This window comes from uncultured Aureimonas sp., from assembly GCF_913775355.1.
Lineage (GTDB): Bacteria > Pseudomonadota > Alphaproteobacteria > Rhizobiales > Rhizobiaceae > Aureimonas.
Map to the genome: position 1 here is coordinate 21,692 of NZ_CAJYIU010000089.1, position 11,077 is coordinate 32,768.

The following is an 11,077-nucleotide window of genomic DNA, read 5'->3' on the forward strand; positions in this document are numbered from 1 at the left end:
CCTGGATCGGCTTCACCGCCATGTGCATCGGCATGTTCATGGCGGTTCTCGACGTCCAGATCGTCGCGACCTCGCTGCCGACGATCCAGCACTCGCTCGGCATCGACCCCGATCGGATGAGCTGGATCCAGACCGCCTACCTGATCGCCGAGATCATCGCGATCCCGTTAACGGGATGGCTCACCGCGACGCTCGGCATGAGGCGACTGTTCGCCGGCTCCGTCTCGATCTTCACGGTCGCGTCCGTCGGCTGCGCCGCCAGCGGCAGCTTCGCCGAACTGGTGTCCTGGCGCATCCTGCAGGGGCTGTCGGGCGGCACGTTGATCCCGGCCGTCTTTGCCGCCGTCTTCGTCCTCTTTCCCGTGTCGAGACAGGGACTGGCCACGACGCTGGCCGGCGTCCTCGCGGTGCTGGCGCCGACCGTCGGGCCGATCGTCGGCGGATGGATCACCGCCAGCGCGTCCTGGCACTGGCTGTTCCTGATCAACGTCCTGCCGGGCATCCTCTCGACCGTCACCGGGTCGCTCTGCCTGCCCCGCGCCGGGATCGACCGCACGGCGCTGGGCCGGATCGACGCGATCTCGCTCGTCCTTCTGGCGTCGAGTCTCTGCGCGCTGGAGATCGCCCTAAAGGAAGCGCCGCAGCGCGGCTGGACGAGCCCCATGCCCCTCGCGCTCTTCGCGCTGTGCCTGTCGAGCGGCTGGGCCTTTGTCGCCCGGAGCCTGCGCCGGGCGCAGCCGCTCGTCGATCTCGGCACGCTGGCCGATCGTCGCTTCGCGGCGGGATGCGTGCTCAGTTTCCTTCTCGGGATCGGGCTGTTCGGCTCGGTCTATCTGATGCCGGTGTTCCTCGCCTTCGTCCGGGGTCACGACGCGCTCGGGATCGGCGAAGTCATGCTGGTGACCGGGCTGGCGCAGCTCCTCATGGCCCCAGTCGCCGTCTTCCTCGAGCAGCGCGCGAACGCCCGGCTCCTGACGGCGCTCGGCTTTGCCGTGTTCGCCGTCGGCCTCGGCATGAGCGCGTTCCAGACCCCGCGCACCGACTTTACCGAGATGATCGCGCCGCAGATCGTGCGTGGGCTCGCGATCATGTTCTGCCTGCTTCCCCCGACACGTCTGGCGCTCGGGCACCTCGACGCCGCGCAGGTTCCCAATGCGAGCGGCCTCTTCAACCTCATGCGCAACCTCGGCGGCGCGATCGGCATCGCCCTCGTCGATACCGTCATCTTCGGCCGGGCGCCCGCGATCGGCGCGGCGCTCCGGGACCGGTTGATCGCGGGCGATCTCACGGCTGCGGAGTTCGTCGGCGTCCCGGCGTTCATGATCGAGATGCAGCGCGACGTCCCGCCGACGCCGCGGGCGATCGAGATGCTGCGACCGATGGTCGAGAAGGCCGCGCTGACGCAGGCGATCAACGAGGCATGGGGCCTGATCGCCATCCTGACGGCGGTCGCGCTGGTCGGCGTCGCCGTGTCCGGGCCGCGAAAGGTCGCGTGACCGGATGCCTCGCGCCGTCGCCGCACCCAAAGGCGATGGGCTCAAGTTCGGCCGAGCGTCCGATCGATGCGGAATGCGTGGAGACGTCCGCCAGGACGCCCACCGTCCCGTAGCTCTTCACGACGGTGAAGACGTCAACGGCGGTCACGGGGAGGGGACCGGGTCTGGCGAAGAGCCGGAAACCGCCGCGCGGTGCGCCGAGACCGTCCATGCGCCGCAGCTTCAGGTGGCCGGCGGGGCTGCGGCATGATCGCGCCGCCGCGCCCGATCACGCTGGGCATGTCGACGTCAGGATCGTCCAGGCTGTCTCGGAACGACGGCGAGCGCCCGTGCAGGGGCGCCGGTGCCGCCCGCGATCGCAAGCGGCAGGGCGACGAGCCGCGCGTAGGGCGGCAGCGTGCCGAGCGCCGCGAAGTTCTCGCCGATCAGGATGCCGGCGCCGAGCAGGATGTTGTGGGCGTCGAAGTTTTGGCTCGAGAAGCGATCGACGGACAGGCAGTCGGTTCCGACGATCCCGACGCCCCGGGCGACCAGAAGATCGCAGGTGGCCGCCGAGAGACCCGGCCAGTCCGCCACGACACGGGGATGGTCGGCCGGATCGCGCCAGAGGCGATCCCATCCGAAATGGAAGAACACGGCGTCCCCGCGCGCGAGGTCTCCGTGGGCCCGTTCGAAGGCGAGGACGCGCTCGGGCTCGACCAGGGTGTCCGGCTCGCAGTCGGTCGCGTCGATGGTCGCCATGCGTCCGATGAACCGCCGAAGCGGCATGTCGGAGATCGCCTCGGCATTGCGGATGAAGTGAACCGGCGCGTCGAAATGGGTGCCCGTATGCTCGCTGAGGCAGAGCCGGTGGTTGCAGGCAACGCCGCCGCGCTCGAAGCTCTCGACGACCTCCTGGCAGAACGGCGGGTGCGTCGGCCAGACGGGCATGCCCGACGTCATCGGGTGTGTCAGGTCCACGAGGTCGGACGCGTCGTCGAAGAGGTCGGCGAGGAGGCTCATCGGTCAGGCCGTCTTTCTGCGCGGCACGACGGCCACGATCAGGATGGTGAGGGCGCCGGTCCGGTGGAGACGCGCACCCGCCTGCATGCCGGACGCATTCGGGATTGTCGACTGAAGACTCGGGAGGACGGCCGCTGCCCCGGCCCCCGTCGACCTGCCGGGAGCCGGGCCTGGCGGGAGCCCCGATCGGGACGCCGACGAGCGGCGTCCCGCCTATCGCCCGTCCGCCGCCTCCGACCGGTCTTCGTGGCGGACGGGAAGACGCGGTTCGCCCGGGAGCCGTCGGCGCGATCGCGTCCGCATCGCGTCAAGGCAGACGGCTGCGCTCGCTCGCCTGCCGCTCGGCCTCCTCGGCTGCCTTCAGCATCGCCCGCGTGTACATCAGCGCGTGGGAGGCGAGGTCGTGGCCGTCGTCCCACAGGTTTCGCCATACGCCGAGGATGCCCTCCAGCGGCTGCCCGACGACGCGGGACGAGAAGCTCTCGAAGGTGATCGGCCCCTCGTACTTCGCCCGGACGAGAGCCCGGAACACCGAGGTCAGATCGACCGAACCCGAGCCCATGTAGCCGCGATGCGAGTCCCCGGTGTGGAAGTAGCCGATGTGCGGCCCGGCATCGACGATCGCCTGCGCGATGTCGGATTCCTCGATATTCATGTGGTAGACGTCGAGATGGACCTTCACGTTCGGCGCGCCGACGAGCTTGGCCATCTCGACGCCCTGCGCGGCCGTGTTGCAGATGTTGGTCTCGTAGCGGTTCACCACCTCGAGCGAGAGCGTGATGTCACTGCGGGCGGCGATCTCGGCCACCGCAGCGAGCGTCTCGGCCGACTGGCGGATGCCCTCGCGCGTCGGCGGCTCGTAATACTTGCCGAAGGCGGAGTAGAGGATGCCGCCGATGCTCGTGCCGCCGCAGTCGCGGCACACGCGGATGGCGTCCTCGAGCTTCTGCTGGCCCCGCGCGCGCTTCTCCGGGTCCCCCGATGAAATGTCGCTGTCGAAGTCGAGGCCGAGCGAGAAGGCGATGCCGATGCCGGCCTTCTCCAGTTCGCGACGCGTGAACTCCGCGTCGATCCGGCTGGGGTCGAGCGCCGGCGCCTCGATAAAGTCGTAGCCGACCTCGGCGGTCTTGCCGATCGCCCGCGCGCACTCCTCGTGGCTCCATCCCGCTTCCCAGACCAGTGCATGCACGCCGAGCTTGTTCATGGTGTCCTCCCCTGACGCCGCCGCAGATCGCACCCGCAATATACTTTTGCGTTGCAGCAAGACTGGATCGATCTGCAATGCCGCCCATGATTGACAGAGACAAAAGCGCTGTCTAGCCTCTGATGAAACGTTTTATTGTTTGGATCCCATAATATCCATCCGGCTCTTCGAGGGAGGGCGCTCATGTCACGACTGCAGTCGCCGTCCATCCGGATGGTGGCCGAGCGCGCCGGCGTGTCGATCGCGACGGTGTCGAACGTCATCAACGGGAAGAGCAGCGTATCGCCCGATTTCGCCGATCGCGTCCGCGCCGCGATCGACGAGCTCGGCTACGTCACCGACATCGCCGCATCGAGGCTGCGCTCCGGCAAGGTGGCGCTCGCCGCCGTCGTCGTGCCCGACCTCACCAACCCGATGTTCGCCGCCTTCGTCTCGACGCTGGAGCACGAGGCCCGCGAGGGCGGCTACGACCTCGTGGTCGTCTCGGCTCGCAACGATCCGCGCGAGGAGGCAGACCGCCTCGCCAACATCCGCGCCTGGCGGCCGGCCGGACTGATTGTCATCCCCTGCGACGGCGCCCTGACGGCCCGGCTGCCGACGGGCTTTTCGGTCCCGACGGTCGTCGCCGACCGCATCCCCGACGACCGGCGCTTCGACCTCGTGGCGGTCGACAACGGACCGGCGTCGGGCGCGATGGCTGAGCATCTGGCGGGTGGCGGGCGACGAAGCTGCCTCGTCGCCGGCACGAGCCTTGCCATCAGCAACGTGCGCGAGCGCTGGGACGGGTTCTCGTCACGCGCCGCTCCGATGCGCGCCGAGATGCTGGAGGTCGGCTTCGACACGGGCGAGGCGGCGGCGCGCCTGCGGACGCGGCTCGAGGGAGACCGGCCCGACGCGCTCTTCGCACTCGATCACATGACCTCGCTCCTCGCCTACAAGCTCCTGGCCGAGATGGGCCTGCGCATCCCCGACGACATCGCCTTCGCCTCGTTCGACGAGATGGAATGGATGCGGCTCGTCTCGCCCGCCGTCACCGCCGTGCGCCAGCCGGTCGAGGACATGGCGGTCGCCGCCTGGACGCTGCTGCACGCTCGCATGGAGGGTCGGGAGACCCTCGAAGAAACAAGGCGCCTCGAATGCGCCGTCACGATCCGCGGCTCGACGCTGCGGGTCCCGCTCCGGCGCAACGTCCGGGCGGGCCAGGCATAACAAGGGAGGATGAAACGATGCTGATGTCGCGTCGCCGCGCTCTCGCGGCCATGGGGGGCCTTCTGGCCCTCTCGCTCACCGCCCCGGCGGCCCTCGCCCAGAGTGCCGAGCCGCAGGCGGGAATCGTCGTGAAGATCGGGGGCATCCCCTGGTTCAACGCGATGGAGGAAGGGATCAAGAAGGGCGCCGGGGAGTACAAGGTGAACGCCTGGATGGTCGGCCCGACCCAGGCCGACGCCGCCCAGCAGGTCCGCGCCATCGAGGACCTGATCGCCCGCAAGGTGAATGTCATCGGCATCGTGCCCAACGATTCCGCAGCGCTCGAGCCGGTGCTCGGCCGCGCCCGCGCCGCCGGCATCAAGGTGCTGGCGCACGAGGGACCGGACCAGAAGGAAAAGGACTGGGACTTCGAGCTGACGACGACCGAGGCCTACGGCCAGGCCCACATGGATCTCCTCGCCAAGGAGATGGGCGAGGAGGGCAAGTACATCGTCTATGTCGGCTCCCTGACCGTGCCGCTGCACAACGCCTGGGCCGATGCCGCCATCGCCTATCAGAAGGAGAAGTATCCGAAGATGCAGATGGTCGGCGACCGCTTCGGTGTCGCCGAGAGCCTCGACGAAAGCCTGAAGACCACGCAGGACCAGTTGCGCGCCAATCCCGACCTCAAGGGCATCCTGACCTTCGGCAGCCAGGGACCGATCGGCGCCGCGCGCGTCCTCGACGACCGCGGCAAGGCCAAGGCCGTCGCCCTCGTCGGCGGCTTCTCGCCGGGACAGGGCGCCAAATACGTGAAGTCCGGCGTGATCCGCGGTGGCTACATCTGGAACCCGCTGACGGCGGGCGAGGTCTTCGCGCAGCTGTCCTCGATGCTGGCGGCCGGCAAGGAGCCGACCGACAACATGGAGCTCGTCGGCGTCGGCCCCGTGCGCGTCTACTCGGACAAGAAGCTGATCCAGGCGCAGAAGCTGGAATCCCTCGACAAGGCCAACATCGACCGCCTCGTGGCGCTCGGACTGTGAGCCTCAGCCGGCGGCCCTCGGTGGCCGCCGGCCCTTTCCATTCGGGCGACGGGAGGCGGCCGATGACGCAGGACGTTCCATTCCTCAGGCTGCGCGGCCTGTCCAAGCGCTTCGGCGGCGTGCGCGCGCTGGAGGGTATCGACTGGGATGTGCGCGCGGGCGAAGTCCATTGCCTCGTCGGCGAGAACGGCTGCGGAAAGTCGACGCTGATCAAGACCGTGGCCGGCGTCCATCCGCCGACCGAGGGCTCGATCGAGATCGAGGGCGAGAGCGTCCTGCCGCTGACGCCCGCCCGCGCCAAGGCGCTCGGCATCCAGGTGATCTTCCAGGACCTGTCGCTGTTTCCCAACCTCAGCGTCGCCGAGAACATCGCGGTGGAGAGCCATCTCGACGGCGCGCTGAAGCCCGTCCGACGCGCGCACATGCGCCGCATCGCCGACGAGGTCCTGAAGCGCCTCGACTTCGACCTCGACCCATCCGCCCTCGTCTCCGACCTACCGGTCGCCGAGCGCCAGATCGTGGCGATCGCGCGCGGGCTGGCGGCCCGGGCCCGCCTCATCTTCATGGACGAGCCGACCGCCTCGCTGACGCGCGCCGAGGTCGACCGGCTGCTGGCGATCGTCGCTCGCCTGAAGGCCGACGGCATCGCCGTCGTCTTCGTCTCGCACCGCCTCGAGGAGGTGGTCGAGATCGCCGAGCGCGTCACCGTGTTCCGCGACGGGCGCAAGGTCGGCACCTGGCCCGTCGCCGAGGTCGACCAGCGCCGCATCGCCCATCTGATGACCGGGCTCGACATCGACCATGGCGTCGCCGCGCGCGACATGAACGCGGCGCCCCCGCTCCTCACGGTCGACCGCCTGTCGCGCCGCGGCGAGTTCGCCGACGTCAGCTTCACGCTGCGCCGCGGCGAGGTCCTGGGCCTCGTCGGGCTTCTGGGTGCCGGGCGCACCGAACTCGCGCTGACGCTCTTTGGCATGAGCCGGGCGGAAGGCGGCACGATCCGCCTCGACGGCGAGCCGCTCGTGCTGCGCTCCAACCGCGACGCGGTGCGCGCCGGCATCGCCTACGTCTCGGAAGACCGGCTCTCGCTCGGCGTGATCCTGCCGCAGTCGATCGAGGACAATATCGGCCTTGCGGTGATGAAGGGGCTGGCCGGTTCCTCCGGCCTAATCGCCCGGCGGCGTCGGCGCGATCTTGCGCGCGAGTGGGTGCGCCGCCTCGCCATCAAGGTTCCCGAAATCGACCGGCCCGTGCAGACGCTGTCGGGCGGCAACCAGCAGCGCGTGGTGCTGGCGAAATGGCTGGCGACGCGCCCGAGCGTCCTGATCCTCGATTCGCCGACGGTCGGCGTCGACATCAAGAACAAGCAGGGGATCTACGAGATCGTCGCCGAACTCGCGCGCGAGGGCGTCGGCGTCATCCTGATCTCCGACGAGGTCGGCGAGGCCTTCGCGACCTGCGACCGCGTCCTGCACATGCGCGCCGGCCGCATCGTCGGCGAAGCCGTCCCCGGCCGCATCACCGAGCGCGACATGGAGGAGCGCATCTATGCCTGATCCCGCGCTCCCGGCCCCGAGCCGCACCTCCGCGCTCGCGCGGCTGCGTCGCCGTCCCGAAGCCTGGCTCTTCGGCGTCATCGTGCTCGCGGTCCTGTTCTTCGGCACGACCGCGCCGGGCTTCCTGACGCTGCCCAACGTCATCGACCTCCTCGAGACCTATTCGGTGCAGGCGATCATGGCGATGGGCCTCTTCGTGGTGCTGGTCTCCGGCGGCATCGACATCTCGTTCGCGGCCACCGCATCGGTCTCGCAATATGTGGCGGCGCTCCTGGCGGCCCGGCTCGGCCTTCCCGCCCCCCTCGTGATCGCGGCCGGCCTCCTGATCGGCACCGCGCTCGGCGGCCTGAACGCGGCGCTGATCCATTTCGTGCGCATCCCCTCGATCATCGCGACGATCGCGATGATGAGCGTCACCTTCTCGCTCCTCATGTACTTCTCGGGTGGTCGCTCGATCTACGACCTGCCGGAATGGTGGACGACGCGCATCACCTTTTACGAGACGGAGCTCGCCAGCGGCGACCTCGTGCGCGTCACCCTGCCGATCGTGGCGATGATCGTCGTCAGCCTCGGAACCTGGGCGCTGATGACGCGCATGTCGGTCGGCCGCCAGCTCTATGCGATGGGCGGCAACCCGGAGGCGGCGCGGCGCATCGGCATCTCGATCGGACGCCTCCACTTCGTCGCCTACGGCTTCCTCGGCTTTCTGGCGGCGCTTGCCGGCATGCTGCAGGCGCATCGGGTGGGCGAAAGCGTGCCCAACGCCATGGTCAACACCGAGCTTGCGGTTCTCTCGGCCGCCGTCCTCGGCGGCGCCAGCCTGACGGGCGGCATCGGAACCGTGCCGGGCGTTCTTCTCGGCATCGTGCTCCTCGCCATCCTGCAGAACGGCCTGAACCTTCTCGGCGTCTCCTCCTACTTCTTCCAGATCGTGATCGGCCTGACGATCCTGGCCTCGACGTCGCTGACCGTCCTGTCGTCGCGGCGCGGCCGGCGCCACCGCACGCTCGGCGAGGCCGCCCATGCTTGAGACCGACAAGCCCCATCCGCTCGGCCGGACCGGCCCCCTGGCGGACGCCATGTCCCGGCTGCGCACGGCCGTCCCCAACGCGCATCCGGGGCTCGTCGGCCTCCTGGCCGCGCTTCTCGTCCTCTTCTCGCTGGCGGTTCCGGGCTTTGCGAGCGTCGGAACGCTCCAGTCGTTCATGTTCCAGATGCCGCTTCTGGGGCTTCTGTCGCTGGCGATGATCGTGCCGCTGATCACCGGCGGGCTGAACCTTGCGATCATCGCGACCACCAACCAGTGCGCGCTCCTTATGGTGTTCGTCATGCAGAACGCGATCGCCCCCGATGCCGGGACCGGGGCGGTGCTGGCGGGGGCGGCGCTCGCCTTCGCCGCGGGGCTTCTCCTCTGCCTCGTGATCGGCCTCCTGACGGGCCTCCTCGTCGCCTATACCGGTGTCCACCCGATCCTCGTGACGCTCGGCACCAAGTCGCTGATCGACGGCGTCAGCATCTACCTGACGCGCGGCATGGCGCTGTCGGGGGTGCCAGAGCTCGTCTCGCGCCTCGGCAATTCCAGCTTTCTAGGTGTTCCGCTCGTCTTCGCCCTCATGGTGCTGGTCGCGATCCTCGTCGGCCTCGTCCTGAAGAAGACCGCCTTCGGCATCGCCTGCCACATGATCGGCTCCAACCTTGAGGCGGCGCGCTATTCGGCGATCGACACGAGGCGCGTGCTTGTCGGCGTCTACACCCTCTCCAGCCTCGTCTGCTTCATGGCCGCGCTGGTGATGCTCGTGATCTTCAACTCGGCGAGCGCCGACTACGCGCAGTCCTACCTTCTGGTCACGATCCTCGCCGCAGTCCTCGGGGGCGTCGATCCGTTCGGCGGTTTCGGCACCGTGGGCGGCTTGATGGTGGCGCTGGCGATCCTTCAGGTGATCTCGTCGGGCTTCAACCAGTTCGGGCTGTCCAACTACCTGACGCTCGCGATCTGGGGCGGCACCCTGATCGTCGTGGTGGTGGCGCAGACGCTGCGCCCGCACCTGTCGCTCCTCGTCTCGATGCTGCGGCCGCGCCGAGAGGAGCGCCCGTGAGCGCGGTCGCCGTCTTCGATATCGGCAAGACCAACGTCAAGCTCTTCGCCGCGACCGAGAGCGGCACCATCCTCGAAGAACTCTCCGCGCCAAACCGCGTCCACGACGGCCCGCCCTACCGCCACCACGATCTCGAAGCGCTCGAAGGTTGGCTGCTCGACGGGCTCGCCGATCTCGGCCGGCGCCACGCGATCGGGGCGATCGTCGCCTGCTCGCACGGCTCGGGCGGCGTCCTCGTCGGGCCGGACGGGGCCGCGATGCCGATGATCGACTACGAGCAGGAACCGCCGGCCGGCATCGCGGCGGACTATCCCGTCATGGCGGGCTCGTTTCGCGACCGGGGCAGCGCGGTGATGCTCGGCTCGGCGCATCTCGCACGCCAGATGCTGTGGCTGGAGCTCGGCTGGCCCGAGGTGTTCGCGCGTGCGACGGCGTTCCTCGCCCTGCCTCAATACTGGGCCTTCCGCCTCTGCGACGTCGCCGCCAGCGAAGTCACGAGCCTCGCCGCGCAGTCGCATCTGTGGTCGGGCGCCGACGGACGGCCGACGCCGCTCGTCGCCGAACGCGGCTGGGAACGCCTCCTGCCGCCGATGCGCCCCGCCTTCGAGACGCTCGGCACGCTGAAGCCGGAACTGGCCGCGCGCTGCGGCCTGCCTCCCGGCATCCGCATCGTGTGCGGCATTCACGATTCCTCGGCCAATCTCTATCGCTATCAGGCCGCAGGCCTGTCCGACCTCACCGTCATCTCGACCGGCACCTGGATCGTCGCCCTCACCGACCGCACCGGCGTCGACCTTGACACCGAGGCGCCCGGTCTGTCCTGCAACGCCGACGTCTTCGGCCGGCCGGTGCCGGGCATGCTGACGATGGGCGGCCGCGAGTTCGCCGCCGTCGCGGATGGCGCACGCGGACCGGCCACGCTGGAGGCGCTGACGCGCTGCGTCGCGAGCCGGACCGTCGCCCTGCCCTCCTTCGGTGCCGACGACGGGCTGTTTCCGGGCACCGCGCGTCGCGGCCGCATCCACGGACCGCTGGCCGGCGACCCCTCCGTGCGCTTCACCCTCGCCCTCCTCTACGCGGCCTTCCTCGCCAACCAGTGCCTCCATGCCCTGCCGCCGTCGCGAACCGTGGTTCTCGATGGCGGACTGGTGCGCGACCCCCTGTTCGGCGCCATCATGGCGGCGCTGAACCCGGCTGTGCACGTTCTCGTCGACCGGGACCCGCACGGCACCGCGACGGGCGCCGCCCTTCTCGCAACGCACGAAACGCGCCGTGGTCCCGCCCCGCTGGCCGCGCAGTCGCCGGACGTGTACGGCCTTCCCGACCTTCGCCCCCTCTGGTCGCACTGGCGCGACCTGACCCATCCCGGAGCCCGAGCCTCATGACCACGCGAACCGACGATGCCCTGCGCGAGGAGATGGTCGCCACCTGCCGCCGCATGAACGAGAGCGGCATCAACCAGGGGACCGCCGGCAACCTGTCGGTGCGCAAC

The 11,077-nt window shown here is 69.4% G+C and carries 10 protein-coding genes; 8 read left to right on the forward strand and 2 right to left on the reverse strand.

Annotation, left to right across the window (positions count from 1 at the left end):
* The first annotated feature begins 5 nt into the window (after positions 1–5).
* Positions 6–1,496 (forward strand): DHA2 family efflux MFS transporter permease subunit, encoded by a 1,491-nt coding sequence (locus QZ753_RS06400; RefSeq protein ID WP_294642034.1) that lies wholly within the window; start codon positions 6–8, stop codon positions 1,494–1,496.
* Between the two features lie 288 nt (positions 1,497–1,784).
* Here QZ753_RS06400 and QZ753_RS06405 read toward each other — a convergent pair whose 3' ends face one another.
* Positions 1,785–2,498, reverse strand: coding sequence for a cyclase family protein (locus QZ753_RS06405; protein WP_294642020.1), 714 nt, complete (start codon positions 2,496–2,498; stop codon positions 1,785–1,787).
* A gap of 307 nt (positions 2,499–2,805) precedes the next feature.
* Positions 2,806–3,702, reverse strand: a complete 897-nt coding sequence (locus tag QZ753_RS06410; protein ID WP_294642022.1) for a sugar phosphate isomerase/epimerase — start codon at positions 3,700–3,702, stop codon at positions 2,806–2,808.
* Positions 3,703–3,885: 183 nt separating this feature from the next.
* Here QZ753_RS06410 and QZ753_RS06415 point away from each other — a divergent pair, with 183 nt between their 5' ends.
* The 7 genes from QZ753_RS06415 to QZ753_RS06445 form a co-directional block, all read left to right on the forward strand.
* Positions 3,886–4,911 (forward strand): LacI family DNA-binding transcriptional regulator, encoded by a 1,026-nt coding sequence (locus QZ753_RS06415; protein ID WP_294642024.1) that lies wholly within the window; start codon positions 3,886–3,888, stop codon positions 4,909–4,911.
* Between the two features lie 17 nt (positions 4,912–4,928).
* The gene (locus tag QZ753_RS06420; protein WP_294642025.1) at positions 4,929–5,933 is read left to right on the forward strand and encodes a substrate-binding domain-containing protein; all 1,005 of its coding nucleotides are present in this window, start codon (positions 4,929–4,931) and stop codon (positions 5,931–5,933) included.
* 62 nt (positions 5,934–5,995) lie between these two features.
* Positions 5,996–7,489, forward strand: a complete 1,494-nt coding sequence (locus tag QZ753_RS06425; protein WP_294642027.1) for a sugar ABC transporter ATP-binding protein — start codon at positions 5,996–5,998, stop codon at positions 7,487–7,489.
* The gene (locus QZ753_RS06430) at positions 7,482–8,519 is read left to right on the forward strand and encodes an ABC transporter permease (protein WP_294642029.1); all 1,038 of its coding nucleotides are present in this window, start codon (positions 7,482–7,484) and stop codon (positions 8,517–8,519) included. Before QZ753_RS06425 ends, QZ753_RS06430 begins: the two co-directional genes overlap by 8 nt.
* Complete coding sequence (locus QZ753_RS06435) at positions 8,512–9,585, forward strand: ABC transporter permease (protein ID WP_294642030.1); 1,074 nt, start codon at positions 8,512–8,514, stop codon at positions 9,583–9,585. The genes QZ753_RS06430 and QZ753_RS06435 overlap by 8 nt, the downstream gene beginning before the upstream one ends.
* Positions 9,582–10,970: an FGGY family carbohydrate kinase gene (locus QZ753_RS06440; RefSeq protein WP_294642032.1), complete on the forward strand. Its 1,389-nt coding sequence runs from the start codon at positions 9,582–9,584 to the stop codon at positions 10,968–10,970. Before QZ753_RS06435 ends, QZ753_RS06440 begins: the two co-directional genes overlap by 4 nt.
* Positions 10,967–11,077: class II aldolase/adducin family protein (locus QZ753_RS06445; RefSeq protein ID WP_367171495.1), on the forward strand; the 111-nt coding region annotated here is incomplete at its 3' end. The genes QZ753_RS06440 and QZ753_RS06445, both read left to right, overlap by 4 nt.

Bases quoted from the DNA above. Each gene is read 5' to 3' on its own strand.
- QZ753_RS06405 (WP_294642020.1), bottom strand. From the start codon at position 2,498: ATGAGCCTCCTCGCCGACCTCTTCGACGACGCGTCCGACCTCGTGGAC.
- QZ753_RS06410 (WP_294642022.1), bottom strand. From the start codon at position 3,702: ATGAACAAGCTCGGCGTGCATGCACTGGTCTGGGAAGCGGGATGGAGC.
- QZ753_RS06415 (WP_294642024.1), top strand. From the start codon at position 3,886: ATGTCACGACTGCAGTCGCCGTCCATCCGGATGGTGGCCGAGCGCGCC.
- QZ753_RS06420 (WP_294642025.1), top strand. From the start codon at position 4,929: ATGCTGATGTCGCGTCGCCGCGCTCTCGCGGCCATGGGGGGCCTTCTG.
- QZ753_RS06425 (WP_294642027.1), top strand. From the start codon at position 5,996: ATGACGCAGGACGTTCCATTCCTCAGGCTGCGCGGCCTGTCCAAGCGC.
- QZ753_RS06430 (WP_294642029.1), top strand. From the start codon at position 7,482: ATGCCTGATCCCGCGCTCCCGGCCCCGAGCCGCACCTCCGCGCTCGCG.
- QZ753_RS06435 (WP_294642030.1), top strand. From the start codon at position 8,512: ATGCTTGAGACCGACAAGCCCCATCCGCTCGGCCGGACCGGCCCCCTG.